General features: G+C 40.2%; 15 protein-coding genes and 1 CRISPR repeat array. All 15 genes read left to right on the plus strand.

Annotation, left to right across the window (positions count from 1 at the left end; genetic code table 11):
• Positions 1 to 37 precede the first annotated feature (37 nt).
• The 15 genes from HQ29_RS00320 (at position 38) to hisS (ending at position 18,808) form a co-directional block, all read left to right on the plus strand.
• A complete protein-coding gene (locus HQ29_RS00320; protein ID WP_036862669.1) occupies positions 38 to 1,486 on the plus strand; it encodes a DUF4876 domain-containing protein in 1,449 nt (482 codons plus the stop codon).
• 88 nt (positions 1,487 to 1,574) lie between these two features.
• Positions 1,575 to 3,164 (plus strand): DUF6850 family outer membrane beta-barrel protein, encoded by a 1,590-nt coding sequence (locus tag HQ29_RS00325; RefSeq protein ID WP_036862670.1) that lies wholly within the window; start codon positions 1,575 to 1,577, stop codon positions 3,162 to 3,164.
• 69 nt (positions 3,165 to 3,233) lie between these two features.
• On the plus strand, positions 3,234 to 4,124 hold the full coding sequence (locus HQ29_RS00330; RefSeq protein WP_036862672.1) for an ABC transporter ATP-binding protein: 891 nt from the start codon (positions 3,234 to 3,236) through the stop codon (positions 4,122 to 4,124).
• 11 nt (positions 4,125 to 4,135) lie between these two features.
• Positions 4,136 to 4,816: a hypothetical protein gene (locus HQ29_RS00335; protein WP_036866853.1), complete on the plus strand. Its 681-nt coding sequence runs from the start codon at positions 4,136 to 4,138 to the stop codon at positions 4,814 to 4,816.
• A 36-nt stretch (positions 4,817 to 4,852) separates the two neighbouring features.
• Positions 4,853 to 6,079, plus strand: coding sequence for a DUF4857 domain-containing protein (locus HQ29_RS09785; RefSeq protein ID WP_052089618.1), 1,227 nt, complete (start codon positions 4,853 to 4,855; stop codon positions 6,077 to 6,079).
• A 1,087-nt stretch (positions 6,080 to 7,166) separates the two neighbouring features.
• Positions 7,167 to 8,663, plus strand: a complete 1,497-nt coding sequence (locus HQ29_RS00345; protein WP_235318015.1) for a hypothetical protein — start codon at positions 7,167 to 7,169, stop codon at positions 8,661 to 8,663.
• A 99-nt stretch (positions 8,664 to 8,762) separates the two neighbouring features.
• Positions 8,763 to 8,933 (plus strand): hypothetical protein, encoded by a 171-nt coding sequence (locus tag HQ29_RS10370; protein WP_161781542.1) that lies wholly within the window; start codon positions 8,763 to 8,765, stop codon positions 8,931 to 8,933.
• Positions 8,920 to 10,341, plus strand: a complete 1,422-nt coding sequence (locus tag HQ29_RS00350) for a hypothetical protein (protein ID WP_036866859.1) — start codon at positions 8,920 to 8,922, stop codon at positions 10,339 to 10,341. The genes HQ29_RS10370 and HQ29_RS00350 overlap by 14 nt, the downstream gene beginning before the upstream one ends.
• On the plus strand, positions 10,320 to 11,795 hold the full coding sequence (gene cas10 / locus HQ29_RS00355) for a type III-B CRISPR-associated protein Cas10/Cmr2 (protein ID WP_036866861.1): 1,476 nt from the start codon (positions 10,320 to 10,322) through the stop codon (positions 11,793 to 11,795). Before HQ29_RS00350 ends, cas10 begins: the two co-directional genes overlap by 22 nt.
• A gap of 1 nt (position 11,796) precedes the next feature.
• On the plus strand, positions 11,797 to 12,906 hold the full coding sequence (gene cmr3 / locus HQ29_RS00360; RefSeq protein ID WP_036866864.1) for a type III-B CRISPR module-associated protein Cmr3: 1,110 nt from the start codon (positions 11,797 to 11,799) through the stop codon (positions 12,904 to 12,906).
• 16 nt (positions 12,907 to 12,922) lie between these two features.
• The gene (locus tag HQ29_RS00365) at positions 12,923 to 13,609 is read left to right on the plus strand and encodes an RAMP superfamily CRISPR-associated protein (RefSeq protein WP_036866866.1); all 687 of its coding nucleotides are present in this window, start codon (positions 12,923 to 12,925) and stop codon (positions 13,607 to 13,609) included.
• Positions 13,596 to 14,051: a type III-B CRISPR module-associated protein Cmr5 gene (cmr5, locus tag HQ29_RS00370; RefSeq protein WP_036866869.1), complete on the plus strand. Its 456-nt coding sequence runs from the start codon at positions 13,596 to 13,598 to the stop codon at positions 14,049 to 14,051. The genes HQ29_RS00365 and cmr5 overlap by 14 nt, the downstream gene beginning before the upstream one ends.
• Positions 14,048 to 14,839: a type III-B CRISPR module RAMP protein Cmr6 gene (gene cmr6 / locus HQ29_RS00375; RefSeq protein ID WP_235318016.1), complete on the plus strand. Its 792-nt coding sequence runs from the start codon at positions 14,048 to 14,050 to the stop codon at positions 14,837 to 14,839. The genes cmr5 and cmr6 overlap by 4 nt, the downstream gene beginning before the upstream one ends.
• Complete coding sequence (cas6, locus tag HQ29_RS00380; protein ID WP_052089619.1) at positions 14,817 to 16,037, plus strand: CRISPR system precrRNA processing endoribonuclease RAMP protein Cas6; 1,221 nt, start codon at positions 14,817 to 14,819, stop codon at positions 16,035 to 16,037. The genes cmr6 and cas6 overlap by 23 nt, the downstream gene beginning before the upstream one ends.
• 172 nt (positions 16,038 to 16,209) lie before the next feature.
• Positions 16,210 to 17,064: direct repeats of the CRISPR family, unit length 37 nt; unit sequence GTATCTATACATATTCAGTCAGTAAGACTATCAAGAC.
• 385 nt (positions 17,065 to 17,449) lie between these two features.
• A complete protein-coding gene (hisS, locus tag HQ29_RS00385; protein ID WP_036792093.1) occupies positions 17,450 to 18,808 on the plus strand; it encodes a histidine--tRNA ligase in 1,359 nt (452 codons plus the stop codon).
• Positions 18,809 to 18,882: the final 74 nt, after the last annotated feature.

An 18,882-nucleotide genomic window follows, 5' to 3' on the forward strand; every position in this document is an offset into this window, starting at 1 on the left:
TACTAATCTTTTAATCATAAACTATAAAACAAAATTCATGAAACAGATTAAATTTCTTTTGGTTGCTATGCTGATAGCTTTAGCAACAGTGGGATGTAAGAAAGACCACGAAGAGATTATTTACAAGAATCTTCTTGTTTCTTTTACTCTTCCCGAAAATGTTGAGGGTAACCTTGACAATGTAACGCTTAAGTTTGTAAACAAGAACACAAATCAGGAGATTGTTCTGAATAATCTCAAAAGCAACGAGAAGCAGACAGTAAAACTTCAGCTTGGCAACTATGATATCAGCGCAGAAGGAAGCAAAGATGCTAAACACAAGTATAGTGCAGCCATTGAAAACTTCGCTATTACAGAAAAGCTGACAGAACTTTCCATCGATCTTAAAAGAGAAATACCCGAAAATACCGTTGCGGTAAACTTTTCTTTCAGAATGCCTGAAGGGGATAAGAATATCTTGGATAACATCTCGCTTAAAATCCTTAACAAGGATACCGGCAAGGAGATTCTAATAACAGGTATCAAGGGAGATAAGAAGGTAGAAGAGCTAATCCCTTATGGTGTGTACGACATCACGGCAGAGGGTAGCGTTAAAACAACATACACATACACAGCTTTACTTTCCAACGTGGCTATTACTCCGAAGAGTGATAATATCGTAATGGATATGTTGCTTAGCCATACAGGTAGTACATTTGTGATAAGTGAGATATTTTACAGTGGTGCCACAAATAATGAGACAAAGAAGTCTTATAACTTTGCGCACTACCTTATTCTCCGTAACAATTCGGATGTAACTCTATACGCAGATAAGCTGGTTTTTGTAGGGACTGCTTCAAACACTAAGATCTCAAGTGATAAGTATCGTGAATATCTGCCTAATGAAGTTGTCGCAGACTTTGCATTCATGATACCGGGAGATGGGACAAAGTATCCAGTGGAACCGGGTAAGGAGATTGTGATCTGTATGGAGGCTAAGAATCATAATGAGATTGCAAGCAATGCTCCGAACTTGTCGAAGAAAGCAAACTTCGAGTGGTTTGAGCCTAATGATCTTTATCAGTTAACAGACAATCCTGATGTTCCTAACATGGAGATCATTTTCAAAACGAGTAGAACTATTACAGCTTTGCACTCAAGAGGCTTTACATCTTACTTTATCTTCAAGTTGAACATGAGCAAGGAGGAGTTGTTTGAGAAGCATGCAAAGATGTTCCCATTCCCTAATCCTACTATTCCTCCCATTAAGAGACCTGTAATTCCTACTTCTTGGATATTGGATGGTGTGGAACTTTTCAACGCTGAAAACGGTATAACAAAAGCATTGCCATCGTCTGTGGATAAGTCTCATACTTTCTGTTCCGAGACAGGTAAAGGATTCACCATACAGCGTAAGACAACAAACAAGGACAATCGCGTTGTATGCGTAGATACCAATGACTCTAAGAATGACTTTGAAAGAGATAAACCATCTTCTCTTCTGTAAGTCGGGATAATCTATTTAACTAACTCATCGAGCTGCCACCTCTTTCCGAATAAAGGGAAGAGGTGGACTTGGCTTAAATAAAAAAGATATGGTATTGCCGAGACTCGTTCATCCAAACAGAAGAATAATATTTCTACTGCTGTCAGTCTTACTGGGAGTTTCATCTGTATCTCAGGCTTCAGGTCAGCAGAGGAGTTCTGCCTCTCTTCCGTCTACTCTTGATTGGACTTGGAGAAGCGATTCTCTGCATTATCTTGTGGGTGAGCAGCTTCGGCTGCCCTCTCTTCTTGTTTTTGCTCCTAAGGGAAAACCATCCGATGTAGGAGTCTCTTATATCTCAAAAAGCTCTTATCCGAGCATCTTATCATCTATTCCAAAGAGGGAAGATTCTTATCTTCTTTTTGCTCAAGGAGCAAAAGATAGCAGGCTGTTCTCCTTGAGAGGAATGGCACAATTCAGAAAAAAGAGAGAGCAAGAGCTATCGCACAATTTGAGCAATCACTCGGATCGTTTCTATCCATTCATTATAGCGGATACCGTAAGGCAGAATGCAAACTCCGAGATCTATACTCTCTCTTTTGATGCAGGATATAAACTGAATCGTCTTTTTTCTATCGGTCTTTCTGCCGGATACGAAGGAGAGATCCGGTATAGCAGGAAAGATCCGCGAGTTCAAAATCTATCTTCCACCGTTGATGGCGCATCTTCTGTAAGTTTGAATCTTAATCGTTTCGGCATCTTAACGGCAGGAACGGCAATACAAAAGGAGATACAACAACTCAGTTATAGTGTCTTGGTGCCGCATTCATCTCAGCTCATTTATATCATGAGACCTCTTGGAGAGTACAACTTCAGGTATTCAGGGAAAAATGATAACGGAGCTTACCGCCACAAATACACGGCTCTTTCCGGACGGGGAGCATGGATATTGCCTTCCCGAAATGCTTTGCTTGGGTTCTCTTACCTCCGAACATCTTCCCGTTTAGAGACGAGAGACGCCGGTGTTTATCTCAGTGAACTTAGAGGGCGAAGCATCAGTACCGATTTTCAGGCAGATATTTGGTTTTGGAGCAGATCCCGTCTATCCCTGCACGGAACATACACCACACAAACCAAAGAGGGAGAAGAGAGAATCTACAAGAGGGTTCAGATAGACGAACACAGCTCTTTGACTAAACCGGTATTAGTCGCTTCTCAGCAGAGTTATGCCGAGTCGCAGTATGATCTAACTGCCGGAATCAAGTGGCTGCAACATTTTCAAAACAGCATCTTTTCCGCATCACTGGACTACGAGAAACAGCACTTTAATGCTCGTCATCTTAGTGAACCTCTTTTTTCATCCTTTGATAAAAGCAGCCTTTCTCCGGTATTGAGTCTGCGCTGGAAGAACCGGAACGAAACACTATACAGCCATACAATGTTCAGAAGCAGGCATCTTATCTCCGGACGATACGAACAGAAGCTCAATAAAGAGCAGCCCACATATATAATAGAGCGAGATCGTCTGCTCTTTAGGCGTGGAGCGGATGATGCTTATGCTCTTCAACAAGAGTTTCGGCTACCGGTCGGAGCCAAAAAACAAAATGCTGTGGTCTTGGGAGGAACAGTGCAGATTTTGCATTGGAGAGGATTAGGACAGACTCTCGAAGGAACATGCAACATTGCATATTCATTCTAACTGCCCGAAGACTCCCGATACATTTTTGTATTCAAAGTTTATCACTTATTGTGTATTACAATCACTTTTATGTCTAATGTTATTGAGTGTAAGCAGTTGTCTCATGCTTACGGCAAGCGTATCATCTACGAAAATCTCAACTTCTCTGTTCCTCAGGGACGAATCATGGGATTATTGGGAAAGAATGGAACGGGAAAGACGACAACCATAAACATCCTGAACGGTTACCTGAAGCCTCTTTCCGGATCGTGTACCATTTTTGGAGAAGAGTGTCACAGACTTACTCCTGCTACTAAAGCCCGTATAGGACTTTTGATAGAGGGACACGTTCAGTACAACTTTATGCGTATAGAGCAGTTGGAGCGTTTTTACAGCGCATTCTATCCGGCTTGGAGTAGTGAGATATACCATACACTCACTTCCAGACTAAAGGTCAATCCTCGCCAGACCATAGGCTCAATGAGTAATGGTCAGCGTTCTCAAGTGGCCCTTGGTGTAGTATTGGCTCAAGAGCCGGATCTGCTTATCCTTGACGACTTTTCGCTCGGATTGGATCCCGGTTACCGCAGACTCTTTACCGATATACTGAAAGAGTACACAGCCGGAACGCAGAAAACCATCTTTCTGACCTCCCATATTATACAGGATATGGAGAGACTCATAGACGATTGTATCGTAATGGGATATGGAGGTATCATTGTACAGAAGAGTGTCGGCGAGCTTATGGAGAGATTCAGACGCTATACCTTTGAGTGGCATCATGACGATCTGCCACAGCATGAAGCGTTTTATCAGCCGTCGAGGCTGTTAAGTAAGCGGGTCGAACTCTTTAGTTTCTTACCCTCTCAAGAGATAGAGCAGCTTCTTACTACCCTTTCCGGAGGAGAGAGGGTCATAGTAGAAGAAGAGCGTAACCTCTCATTGGAAGATATCTTCATAGGTCTTACCGGTAAATATTAACACAAAACAAGATGAATTTATTTCGTTCCTTACTCTATAAAGAGTGGATTAAAACCAGGGTAACCACTGTGGTTCTTTTCCTTGCCGCTCTTCTTTTTCTTCTCTATACACTGTACAATTTTCATAGAGCACTGCGCATACAGGATGTTGCTCACTTATGGGGCGTGATGTTGGAGAGGGATGCCATTTTTGTGGATCGCCTCAGATATATTCCGATGATTCTTGGATTTGTTCTTGCCACTGTTCAAATGATTCCGGAAGTACTGCAAAAGAGACTCAAGCTGACGCTTCACCTGCCTCTTTCAGACATTAGAAGCACTTACTATATGTTGGCTTATGGAGCAAGTTTTATCCTGTTCTTTGTTCTATTATTGTTTTTGGGATCTGCTGTTTCTTATGGAATGTATCTCCCTTCAGAGCTTTTAGGGCGCATTCTCTACTCTCTTATCCCTTGGTGTTTGGGCGGTTTCTCCTCCTATTTTCTCACTTCTTGGATCATTCTCGAAGGTAATATGCGTATGAGAGGCATAGCTCTTCTTATCTCTGTGGGGCTTCAGAGTCTCTTCTTTTTGGATACTGCGCCCGAAGCCTACACATTCGGAATGTTGATTTTGCTTTCATCTATCCTCCTGTTTACGGCTCTTTTACCTCTTTATGCAGTGTATCGTTTCAGAAGAGGATATGTCTATTAGTGCTCCTGTATCTTTCAAAAAAGACTTAGTATCATCATGAAATATATAAGATTCATACTCATACCTGTTGCCATATTGCTGATGAGCTATTTTTTGCCACTGCTCTATGGTTATCTTTTTACTCGGTCGGATAAAGTCCCATTCGTTCTGTACAGTGAAGTGGAACAGACTTTTGTAAAAACCGAAGTGCAGGACGATAAACTTCTCAGAAGTACCATAGATGGGGCAAAAGAGTACACAGAGGCAGAGTTCGACAGCATCCTCCCCACTTTTTATGCGAGACAGCTGGTCGCGGATAATCGCTTTCCCGACACACTGCTGGGCAGAAAGATTAACTTCCAGGCTGTCCGAGCCACCAACTTTATTCACAGGTTTTCGCCTAAAGATATAAACAGGACACCTCCAAAAGCCTATCAGCTGATCGAAAGTGCCTCCGGACGTGTCAATCTTAATCCGGCAGAAGATATTTTTGTATTTAGAAATCACAGAATTTGTTTTATCAATGGCAAAACCAATGCTCTTGATGAAGAAAAGAACGAACGCTTCAACTCCGTTTTTCTGAACTCCAATCTCTCTTTTCCTATATATAAGACAGCCGGTAATGGAAACGCTCGAAAGGAGTATGACGAAGGTTATCTCCTGCTCGACTCCAAAGGTTCTCTCTTTCACTTCAAGCAGGTAGAGGGAAAACCCTATTTAGAGCAGATTGCCACAGAGAACCTTTCTGCTCCGATTCTATATATGGAGCTGTGCGGATTTACAGACCGTTCCAAGCTCGCCTACATCTACACCGAAGATGGCGCACTCTACTTCTTGAAGCATCAGCCATACTCGTTTCAGAAGGTGGATCTACCCAAACTCAAACACACCCAAGAAGGCTGGATGGCAATAGGGAATATGTTCTACACTACTTATCGTATTCAGCAAAACGATGGCGTCTCCTTTATTGCCATAGAGACCGAAAGTGGCAATCAGGTGGCGAGTCATACCATCAAGTTTGAGACGGACAGGGTAGAGCAGATCGGCAAAATCCTTTTTCCTTTTCGTCTTACTTTCTCTTCGGGAGAGAGTACACACATCTATCCGAGGGGCGAACTCGGCAATCTTTACACCCTTGCACTCTCTCTTGTCTTGGCTCTGATATATTTCATCCGGTATAGAAAGCGAGTTACCTTACCACTCTTAGCCCTATCTTCCGCCTTGATTCTATTATCCGGAATTTATGGCTTCATGGCATTGATATTATTGGGAAAGAGATCTTAAATTTTCTTTATCGGATTGCTCTTTAGTGGTTCACAAGGAACTCTCAAAAAGGAGTGTTTCCGGAAAGTCATCGGTCAAGAAAAATTATTCTTTCTTGACCGATGACTTTTTTATTAGAAGAGAATAATGAAAAAGGAAAACATCGTCTCTCAATTCATTTTTATACATTCCATCTCTTCTTCATCCCTTTTTCTATTTTGCTCGGAGGGGGTGTTTTCAGAGCACGAGCAAACTGTTAAATCTGCCCATTTTATTAACATAAATTTTGATGCCTGTTAAGTAAAAACGGTAAACGAGCATATTGTTTCGGCTTAACGTGTTTAATTTTTCAATGAACACGTTTACTGATTTCATTTAACACGTTTACCGGATTCAATTAACGTGTTTAGAAATTTTATTGATGCTATTGATTATTAGAGAGTTAGCGTTTTTCTCTACAAAAAGAGCATTTTTGTCTTAGATTTTGCATTAGTTTTTATTTACATTTGAATAGCTTTAATTTTTGCTTTGTTAACTCAGGAGAGAGCGATCAGACGCCCAAAGAAAAAATTTTTCTCAAGTTTTGAATTTTCTGTATTGCTCTTATTATGAGTCTGTTATCCTATATCTTCCCCTTTTGCATCTTTCTAAAGAGAGTGTGGGGTGATTTATTCCGGAAAATTCTAAAGCCTCATTTTTATATATTCCATACCACAAACACTCTCTTTTTGACCTCCTCTTTATTTCAAATTTATTGTCATTATTTTTGCTTTACAGAGGAGAAAATATGTAAGAGAAAAGTTTGGATTGAGAAAGATATAAATAGAAGAAAACCTCTTGAATGAGTTGATATTTTTTTTTATTTTTGCTTTTGTTGAGTGCTTATGGATTCTCTACTTTTTTTTGGATACCTCTAACTATTATGAAAGGCAGAAATAAGGGAAGAAGGTAGAAGAGTTCAGAGTTTTTTTCAAAAACGTATTAAATATCCACCTTTATGGAAACACCTAAACATAGCAGACATATTTTTATATTCCCTTTTCAGTGGGACTATATAGACCACCCTTCCGGCAAAAAGAAGAATACATCGTATGGTAAACGAACCGATTTGGATGCTTTTGACCGACTATTTACAAAGGTCAGTCCTTTGAAACGACGCTATTTTGAGATAGGTCTTTCCGCAGAGCATTATAGCGAGTATGTTTATTTTCACCCATTTGCTCGAAAAGCACTCTACGGTACCAAAGAAAATAGATCGATCTATTTTTATGAATTGGAGGTTGATGGAGGACGTTACTGTATAGATATAAATACGGGTTCTTTGTCTGTAACCTATGAATTAAGACTTGAAAGTGTCTCTCTTCATGCTTTTAATACGGGTGTCGGTGTTATTTCTTTCTCTCTGTATAATGATAAATATGTTGAGGAGGAAGATGTTTTACGTATAAACGATTTTGGACGTCGTCTCTATCCTCAGTTTATGGCTTCGGATGATCGCTTAAAAGCAAAAACAACTTTCTTGGCAAACTCTATCTCCGGAAGTATTGGAGATATGAGCTTTTATGATGACTTCAGTCAGTTTGAACAGCCCATAAATCATACCGATATATTTTTACCTCCGGATCATATTCGTCAGGTTTTTGGTTATAAGCCAACGGACAAACTCGGAGATGACTGGTGTAAGTTTGTCTTTAGAAATAGCGATGAAGACACGGGCCGAATTAGAATATCTCCGGTAATGGATGACAGGATGTATTTTTTAAGCTGTTTTTATAGTAGAGAACTAGTTAAGAGTTTAAGAGAAAGAAAAAAGAAATTTTCAAGGGAAGAAAAAATACAAGGGAAATTAGGTCTTTTACCGGAGATGGGATATGCATACGAAGTTGGAAAGAAAAGAGATTTCTGGTATCGCTATCTGTTCGGAGACGGACTCTTTAAGGGGGTAGCAAGTGATCGTCTGCAGTTGGAGGAGATCAAAAGATGCTCTTATGAGAGATGGATAGAGGCTGGTACCCTGATTGGTATTACGAGAGATTCTGCTGTATACACCATAGGTTGGGATGTTATAGAAGGACATTTTATGAGTATGTACTATCAGATGGCTATTTTGTGTTTGGTACAGCGTGCTTCTGTCCTAAGATTTAGCGGTGAGATATCCTATCTTACAAGTCAGATTCGTAGGGGAAAGAGGAAAGCCGGTAGCAATATCAAGGAGCTTTATGAAAACTATATTCGTTTTTTGAACGAACTCTATTTCCGAGAGGTTACATCGCAAATACAAGGTATGGAGATGTATGAGATGTTCCAAAAGAATATGAATATTGAGCGTGATACTAAGGCTTTAGAAGGTGAAATGACAGAGTTGTTTGGTTATCTGGACATAGATGAACAGAGTAAGCTCAATAGAATTGCCAATCTGTATCTGCCTTTAGGACTATTGACAGGAGTTTTGGGTATAAATACATTTGCAAAGGAAGGAATCTTTTCCAAATTCTTTGAAAACGAATCGTGCTCCCAATGGTTTGCAGGAGATATTGTAACACTTCTTGTTATGGCTTTGTGCCTATTTGTCCCTATTCGATATTACTTAACTCATAAAAAATAAAAAGCTATGAATGTTATTTGTTGTGTATGCTGTTGTGTATTCTGTTGTGTTGCTATTTTAGCAATAGCTTCTATTGCAATTGTTTGGATTGACAGATGTATGAAACTAAAGATCCGAAAAGAAGAGCTGGAGCACGAGGAAAAGATTGATAAATTTCGTCAGGATGCGATCTTAAATAATCATGCCGATTGGCAGAGAGTAATACAATCTGTACTAAAGTCCAATGAGGAAATCGTGAAATTGTGTAGAGAAAAGTATGGAGAGAAATAGTGAAAAGAAAAAAGATGAAGGTATGCAAAGGATAACATTTGAACTCATCCAGCATACTCCTATCATTCACTTTCAGGCGGATTATAGAGGGGCAACGCTTCGTGCATCGGAGGTGAAGCCAAAGTTGGATAGGTATCTTTGGAATAACTATAGAGATGAAATAGAAAAGCTAGGCAAAAGAGCTGTGATAGGAAAAAAGGAGAAATCCTCAACAATATCTCTTGATTATAAAATGTCTTTTGTTGCGACAAATACTAAATCGTGGAGTATTGATAAGAAAAATGCCCCAATGTATTTTGCTAATATTGCTCAAAGAGGAGATTTCATTACTGAGAAATATCTATCCATTGCATTAGATGGGGTCAAAATGACTCTTTTAGTAAGGGATCAAGAAATGAAGGCTTTGCTTTCTGAAGATAAAATCTGCGATTTTTTTATGCTCCATAATTTTGGAGCTAGGCAAAGTAAAGGTTACGGCTCCTTTACTGTGAAAGAGCCGAATTCACAAAATACATGGGAGCGTGCAGAAAAAAAATATAAATCCTTGGGATTTCAAATTAAGACTTTGCCTTCTTGCAACAAAGGTGTATTTCATTCTCTATCGTGTCAAGATTTTTCATCCTTTTATAAATCCTTTTTCAAAGGATTGGATTACTTTTACAAAAGCTTGAGAAGTGGACTGAATGAGTATCGAAAGGATTATAGAACCAATAAGATCGAGTGCGTATTCTATATGAAACCTGTGATATATCATTATGCAGAGGATATAGGAGAGCATTGGGATAAATTCTATATTAAGAGAAAAATTAGTACTGTTATTTTTAAGAGCGGTCTCTCATATTCAGCCCAAGAGCAGAGAAAACTTCAGAAATTCAGAAGATCAAATGGAGATTTTTTTCGTAAAAAAAATGAAGAGACTTCTTGGCATGAGTATCGAAATATGTTTGGATTATCTACGTGTGAACTTTGGAGCTACTACAATAATATCGACATTCAAAGGAGATTCAGCATTGCCAAAAACAATAAACGAGAATCTGTGGAGAGAATGAAATCTCCAATCCAATTTAAGCCTATTATACTTAAAAAAAATAATAAATATGAACTCTGGGTGTATATGGGAATATTTCAAGAAGAAGTTGGATTAGACACTTTGTTAAAAAATGAAGGTGAAGTTGAAGTAGTAGCCAAGAATGGATTACTTAAGGATAGAACGGCTCAAATAAACTTGAAGTTTAAACATGATATAAAGTTAATAGATATTTTGAAAGCCGTTTTTAGAAAAGAAGATCTCACATCTTTTATGGAAGACAAGAATAATAAAGAGGGAAAAGATATTAAGATATTCCTTTCTGATATCTATGCGCAACTGAAAAATAATAAGAAGACATGCAATCATACACAGCAATAACAATAGGTCCGATATGTAAGACCTTATCAAAGGCTCGTAATACGAAGTCCTTTTGGAGTGCCAGTTTTATGTTCTCTTGGATTATGCGAGAGTTGCTTGAGAGAGTACCAAAACAAGAAGGCATTGAAATCCGCTCTCCTTATTATTCAAGCGATATCAATACCCCGAAAGGTGTTGGCTTATTTCCGGATAGGGCATTTATTGAGGGGAAAGTCGAAGGTTTTGATGATATTAAAAATGAGGTTCTCAAAGAATTGGCTAAAAAGTTTCAGGGAGCAGAAGATATTGTGCCTTACCTTCAAGAGTATATTTCTATCTCTCACATTCAGGTAGATTGTCAAGATCAGGCAGGAATTTTTCTTGAACTCAATCAATATTTGGATACCCAAGAGTTAAGACAAAAAGCCGTAACTTCTTCTTTGGATTGTATTTCCGGTTTCTTGAAAGGAAACAATTGTTTTATCCGAGATGAGTTTGAAGGGAGACCATTCGCATCAATATCTGAAATAGCAGTATCCGGTTGGTTAACCCACGATGAAGTTCTTAAATACCTAAATGGGGAACAAGAGGTAGATTATCAGAGAATATCAAAGGAAAGAGATGACTTCCTGAACTGCTATAAGTACATGGCTATCGTAAAAGCAGACGGAGATAATTTTGGTTCCTTTATTAAGGGGCTATCTTCTAAAGACATGGAGAAGTTCTCTAGAAGTTTTTTTGAATTCTCAACCAATGTTACTCAAAAAATAGAAGCAGCAAAAGCCGTTCCTATTTATATTGGAGGCGATGATCTTTTCTTTTTTGCTCCAATTCTTGAAAATGGAGAAAAGGATGTTTTTGACCTTATAAATACGATAGATGGATGTTTCAAAAAGTTCTGGGAGAGCCTTAATACTGAGGAAAATCTTTCCATGTCTTATGGGGTAAGTATTTTTTACTACAAGAGTCCAATGTCCGAAGCTATGGATGTTGCTACAGAGATGCTATTTGGAAGAGCTAAGAAATACGAAGAGAAAGATCGTGTGGCAGTATCTATTCAAAAGCATAGTGGAAGAACCATAGAGTTTCTTTTGCCTCACAAGGGTACGACTAACGGTGATTCTGACTTGTATAAACAAGCTTGTACTCTAATGAAAGAGCTAAAAGAAGACGAGGCTATGATTGATGGCTTTGTTCATTGGCTCGATGAGATGTATGATTCTGTAATTGAACCTATCTTGATGGAAGAGAAAGATGAAGACATAAGAAAGAAACGTTTAGAGGCTCTTCGCAAAAACTTCTTCAATGAAGATATTCATGAGAAGAAGGAAACATTCTTAAAAAAGATATTTGACTTTATCTATCAAACCACTCTTTCAAATGATGTCGTCTTTTTAGAGAAAGAAGAACGAAAGAAGATGCTTTATGGAATTCTCAGATACTGCCAGTTTATAACCGATAAAGAAGAAAGATGATATGTACACTTATTTAGTCAAACTGACCCCTATGGACAAGTTCTTCTTTGGGCAGAAGAATACATTTGAGGAGGATAATGTCAATTACTTTGTCCGTTCATCTCATTTCCCACAACAAACAGCGTTATTGGGATTATTGCGTTATCAGCTTCTTTTGGATGCGGGATCTGATATATTTTCAGATAACAAGATTGTAAAAGCAACTGAAGCAGTCAAGCTAATAGGCAAACAAAGTTTTTCTCCTTTCTCTAAGGGAGAGGGCTTTGGAGTTATAAAAGGGCTATCTCCAGTTTTTCTTATTGATAGCGAGGAGAGTTACTTCCCGGCAGGAAAAAGGTATCAGAAAAAGGGCAAAGACAAGCCATATGAGATTTTGTCTCTGTTTTGTGAGAGTAAGCATCCTTTCTTCAAAGATTATTCTTCTAAAGCAGAGCATCCTAATATGTGGATAAACTCTAAGGGAGAATTGCTGGATGAAGATACCTTTTTTGTAGAAGATAGCCGTGTAGGTATCCGTAAGAATTATGAAGGTAACACGGATGACAACTCTTTCTTTTATGAAACGTTCTATCGTTTTAATAACGAAAACGGCAAGCGCAATCTCTGTTTTGCTTTTTATTGTGAACTTGAGCTTGAACTTGAGACAGAAAAAAAGTTTTCTAATCGAATAGTTCACTTGGGAGGAGAGAGACAGCCATTCTCCATGAAAGTTATAAAAGTGGATCCGGCAGAGGGATATACTTCTAAGACAGAGGTAATAAAGTACGAGAAAGATGAAAACTATTACACTGTCATGCTTCTTTCGGATGCTTATATCGAGTCGGAGATTGTAGATGAAGCATATTTTGCAGTTACAGAGATAACCGAATTTGCTTGTCTTTTGACTACTACCGAACACACAAAAAGATTTTATAACAGGAATAAAGTGAGAAAACCATCTCATACAACAGATGACAATATCTCTGTCAGTAAAGAGATAGAGTTATATGCCAGAGGTTCTCTCTTTTATTTTGAAAATAAAGACGCAGCAGAAGATTTTAAGAGAGAAGTAGAGTCTTCTCATTTTCGTACCATAGGATACAACCACACAATTATAATCCCCAACAAATAAATAACAGAGATACAATATGAAAACAGCAGTATACAAGATACAGTGCCTTACTAATCTTCATGTTGGTACAGGCGGAGCAAACTATAACGCAGTGGATAACGTAGTACAACGAGATGTTACTACCGATAGACCGTGCATATACTCTTCCAGTCTGAAAGGAGCATTGAGACAGTTTTTTGATTCTCTAAAGACTCAAGATGTAGATATAGATTACATCTTTGGACCTGATAATGTCAGAACAAACAACAATGGTGGAGAAAATAAGATAGGGAACTTCAATTTTTTTCAAGCCAACTTAGTAGCCTACCCGGTTCGAGATGATCAGGAGAAGGGATATAAGCTTTGTTCTTGTGGAGAGTGGCAGGAGAGTATAAGAGCGTTTGGAAAAAACTTAAATACAGAAATATCCTTTCCGTCATACGAAAGAGACAACATTCCCAATGATACTCTTGACAATCTTCCCATTATTGCCAGAAATAAATTGGAAAATGGCGAGAGCAAGAATCTTTGGTACGAAGAAGTGGTACCGGCAATGTCTGAGTTTGTTTTCTTTGTTACCTATCCGGAAGCAGCGAAAGAAAAGTTTGACAAATTCAATGAATTGCTCACAGCGAAGGGTTCTCTTGTTCAGATAGGAGCCAATGCCTCTATTGGTTATGGTTTTTGTAAAATCGAAAATATCACCGGTCATGATAACAAATAAAAAAGAGATACAGGATCTTATCCCTATGGCGATGGTGGCGATAGAGAAAGTGGGCATAGCTAATGAAGATAGAGAGATAGAGGATGTATATGAAGGGTATATCAATGCCCTTGGTCCAAGTATCTTGCAGTCCGGACTTCTGCCCACACTTGTTTTCTACAATAAAGGCAAAGGTGGAAATAGTGAAGGAGAACTATGTTTGTGGCTAAAGGCTCTCTATTATATGGATCTTTCGGAAGAAGAAAGAAGAAATATCCGGGATTGGCAACATGTAGAACCCACAGAAATCATCAGGAAAGTAATAAATGATAAAGGGGGAGAGATAAAATCCATTTCTGTAGCAAGAGAGTGGGAGAAAAAGATCTTGCAGTATGTGGTCGCACTAAAGCTCGCCACTCGCACCTTTATCATTAAGGAGAAGAAAGAAAGGAGGTCGGAATGAAAGATTTCATAAACTTTGGCAAGTGGTACTATCGTAACTACTTTGATACATTGAAATTGGATAATAACGGAAAATTATTAGACACAAGCCGGTTTAATAAGGGTACGGATGAACTTTTAGGGCGCAAGCAATTCCCAAAGTTTGAAGAAAATATCACCGATGTCTCTTCTTTCGATCTTACCACATCTTATCCCGGACTACTTTGTGGCATTGGGTATCATCACGAAATCAATAAACCTAAAGAAAATAAAGGAGCCGGGAGGAGTAGCCGTAATGAAGGTCAAAAAAAAGAATCGGGCGACTTCTATCAGTTGGGTATGTATTTCGATTACACTTCCGGTCTGCCCGTTATACCCGGATCTTCCATAAAAGGAGCGTTAAGGTCTGCCATCGAAGAGTGGGACTTTCTTGAATATAACGAGGGAGACGAACAAAAAGTGTGGAGCGGTTGGAAAAAAGAAGAGTTTATAAAAGAGATCTTTGAAGGTGAAGGGAAGTCTATCTACGATAGGGATATTTTTCTGGATGCTTACCCTGTCTCCGTAAGTGGTGATTCTTCTCTCTTTGGAGACGATTATATCACGCATCACGAAAATCCATTAAAAGATCCCAATCCGGTACGTTTCCTCAGAGTAAATCCGGGTGTTACTTACCGGTTCCGCTTCTTATTCAGGAACAAAGGCACTTTTACGGCGGGAGCTAAGGAAAAACTGTTCCGGGAGATCATACTGACGTTCGGACTCGGAGCAAAAACCAACGTAGGATATGGACAGTTTACAGATAAATAGTCCTGATACCGGTATTAAAGCAGAAGAACTCCCTATATTTCTTCGGGAGTTCTCTGCTTACCATTTTCGGGTAAGGTTTGTAGCACAAAAGGATGTGGAGTTTAAGGGCAAGTGGTATTTCCTGCCTCGCTTTGCTTTGGGCAATGCTCTCAAAAACAGCAAAACCTTTTCGCATCTCTACTCCGATCTTTTCAAGCCGGAGAGTACAAAAGGAGAAGAAGAGAAGGCATCCACTATCTCTTCCCGGATCGTTATCCGTGCCGACAAGCCCAATCGGCATCGCATAGCTCGTAGAGAGCCGTTGGATCTCTATATCACCATAGTGGCAAAAGATGCCGCACCGGTGGATGAGTTCCTTCGTTTTCTTCCCGAATGGCAGAAGTACAACTTCTTTCACGAGAACCATCTCTCTTACCACTCCTATCAGCTGCTCGACCCGACCACGGACAAGTATCAGACCGGTCTGAAAGCGGAGAATACCCGGCTCGATATCCGTTTCTTCTTGAAGCATGCACCGAAATGGGAAGATATCCTTACCATTCGCTTTCTTTCGCCCACAACGCTCAAGATAGACCATATCCTTACCGATCTCATTCCATATTCTCGTCTCATGAACCGGGTATCTCGGAGGCTCTACGACCTCTACCGGCACTACCTCCTTACCGATGAGCGCACGCAGATAGAGCCATACATCTTTCCGGACAGGGACGATCTGCTACTCTCCCAAGTAAGCATGCCGCGTAAGTCTACCATAAAGGAGAACAGACACTACGATATGTCCGGTATTTTGGGACAGCTTCACTACCGCACTCCCTATCATCCTGTTGCAGCTGCCATGCTGGCTGTGGCTCATTGGGTGCATATCGGCACTCACACCGTATCGGGTAACGGACAGATCGTAGCAGAGCAAGGGGATTCCCTTAAAGAGATGTCGGTTTCTTCTTTCCGGGAACGGAGAAGAAGCCCTCACTCCTTTGCTCCTGTTGTTATAGAGGAAGAGGGTTCTGCTATCGGCATAAGCAGGGATACTATACTGATTCGCAAGGATAACCGGATAGTGAGAGAGCTGCCGGCTCCGGAAGTAAGAGAGATCTCTATAGAAGCAGAAGGTGTTACTCTAAGCGGTAACATGATAAAGTATTGCTCCAAGAACAATATCCGCATTCTTCGGAATGGAGAACCTCTACATCTTGAATAGGAATTTTAGATAGCCGGCGGGATATCTTTGTTATTCAAGAAAGAATAATCTTTCTATGAGATATATTGACGACATATGCGCAGTTATATATCGGTATTTTCGAAATTATTTTGCTTGTTTATAATCAGAGAGTTGCGAATTTACTTTTTTGTATATCGTTGATAATCAAATAGTATCTATACATATTCAGTCAGTAAGACTATCAAGACTCGTAATAAAATTTTTCTTGCATACTCTTTTGTTTTTTGTATCTATACATATTCAGTCAGTAAGACTATCAAGACGAAACAACTGACCATGAGATTGGATTCGTTCCCTCAGCTGTATCTATACATATTCAGTCAGTAAGACTATCAAGACCCTTGCAATTACAATCATAATACCCCTTGGTAACAGCGTATCTATACATATTCAGTCAGTAAGACTATCAAGACATCAAGAGTTCCTGGTGTTGAAACTCTGATTTAGTTGTATCTATACATATTCAGTCAGTAAGACTATCAAGACAGCAATGTTGACCTTCCAAACTTTAGGCTGTTCAGGGAGTATCTATACATATTCAGTCAGTAAGACTATCAAGACTTTTTATTGAAAGGTTTACCTGTAAGCTTTTCAATCAGTATCTATACATATTCAGTCAGTAAGACTATCAAGACTGATCACGGGGGCTATAGTCCGCTTGTTAACCACTAAGGTATCTATACATATTCAGTCAGTAAGACTATCAAGACGCTTTCGCAGAGCCAAAGCCCTGACCGCGTTCTTGCGGTGTATCTATACATATTCAGTCAGTAAGACTATCAAGACTCTAATATTTCTCCAGCATGCCAATCAGAGGAAAGTATCTATACATATTCAGTCAGTAAGACTATCAAGACCTTTTTCCTTGATCACTAGCTCCAACTGCTTCTGACTCGTATCTATACATATTCAGTCAGTAAGACTATCAAGACTCTTTTGTCTCTCTATAATCTTTGAAGATGTAGGTGAGTATCTATACACATTCAGTCATTAAGCCTATTTACATCAGATTGATAAGTAAGAAAGTTGAGATAAAAGGGTTCAGAAGAATGATTGAAAGGGGATAAAAGATGGGGTGAACGTGTAAAGAGAGGGAGATGAGGGCTTGAATGGGAGAAAGCAAGGCTTGAATGGTACAGATCGCGGTTTGATTTTTAGAAATCAAGCCGCGATTTCTTTTTCTAAATCTGTTCAATCAAAGATTTAGACGTGATCAGAGAAAGTTTTTAAGCCGTATATTGTGTTTCGGGAAAGGGGAGAGAGGGTGTCGGAGGGCGCTCTGTCGGTTAGGGGATGAGGCATGGGAGACAGGGAGAGCATTTTGATTTTTGCTTCCGGAAGTCGGTTTTTAGTCGTATTTTTGTAGTAGAATCAAAAAAACAGAGAGAAAGATGCAAAAACCATCCATACCCAAAGGAACAAGGGACTTTCTTCCTCACGAAATGGAGCGGAGAAACTATATATTCGAGACCATAAAGAGCGTGTTTCACAGCTTCGGTTTCCGTCAGATAGAGACGCCTGCAATGGAAAACCTCTCCACTCTCACCGGAAAATATGGAGACGAGGGGGATAAGCTGCTGTTTCGTATCTTAAATTCGGGAGACTGTCTGGCGAAGTTTACGGACGAGGAGCTTTTGGCTAAGAACTCTGCCTCTTTTGCCGCCAAAGCGTGCGACAGAGGGTTGCGCTACGACCTTACCGTGCCGTTTGCCCGCTTTGTGGTGCAGCACCGCAATGAGATAACGCTGCCTTTCAGACGCTATCAGATTCAGCCCGTATGGCGTGCCGACCGCCCTCAAAAGGGGAGGTATCGGGAGTTTTTCCAGTGCGATGCGGACATGATCGGCTCCGACTCTCTGCTCAATGAGGTGGAGCTGACGCAGATTATAGACACGGTCTTCACGAAGCTCGGCTTCCCGGTGCGCATCTTGCTGAACAACCGAAAGATTCTTACCGGTATTGCGGAGTACATCGGGCATGCGGACAAGATCATAGACATTACCGTGGCGATGGACAAGACGGATAAGATCGGATTGGACAAAGTGGTGGAGGAGCTGAAAGAGCGTGAAATCTCCGATGCCGCAATAGAGAAACTGATGCCGATACTGCGCCTTAGCGGTGGCAACAGAGAGAAGATTGCGGTGCTTCGGGAGGTACTTGCCGAGTCGTCCACAGCTATTCGGGGCTTGGACGAAGTGGAGTTCATCCTCGACAAACTTGCCCTTACACCGTTGAAGAATGAGCTTGAGCTGAACCTGACACTGGCTCGCGGGCTGGACTACTATACGGGTGCGATATTCGAGGTAAAGGCTGTGGGTGTGGAGATGGGCTCCATCACCGGTGGCGGAAGATACGATAACCTTACCGGGGTGTTCGGTCTGGACAATATCTCCGGCGTGGGTATCTCTTTCGGTGCAGACCGTATATACGATGTGCTGAATATGCTGGATCTCTATCCGAAAGAGAGTGCAAGAGGCACGCAGCTGCTGTTCATCAATTTCGGCGAAAAGGAGGTGGATGCCGTGCTGCCCGTATTGAATATGCTGCGTATGCAGGGTGTGCGGACGGAGCTATACCCGGATGCTGCCAAGATGAAGAAGCAGATGAGCTATGCCGATGACCTTAACATCCCGTTCGTGGCGTTTGTGGGGACAAAAGAGCTGGAGAACGGCGTGGTGAACATCAAGGATATGAAGAGCGGAGAGCAGAAAGACTATCCGATGGATGAGCTTGTAAAGCTTTTCTTATAGATCGCATCTATAACCCTATATATATTATCTGTTGAACGGGTTGATGAGTGTATCTATCTTTGTTTTGCAATAAT

Source organism: Porphyromonas canoris (assembly GCF_000765975.1).
GTDB lineage: Bacteria > Bacteroidota > Bacteroidia > Bacteroidales > Porphyromonadaceae > Porphyromonas_A > Porphyromonas_A canoris.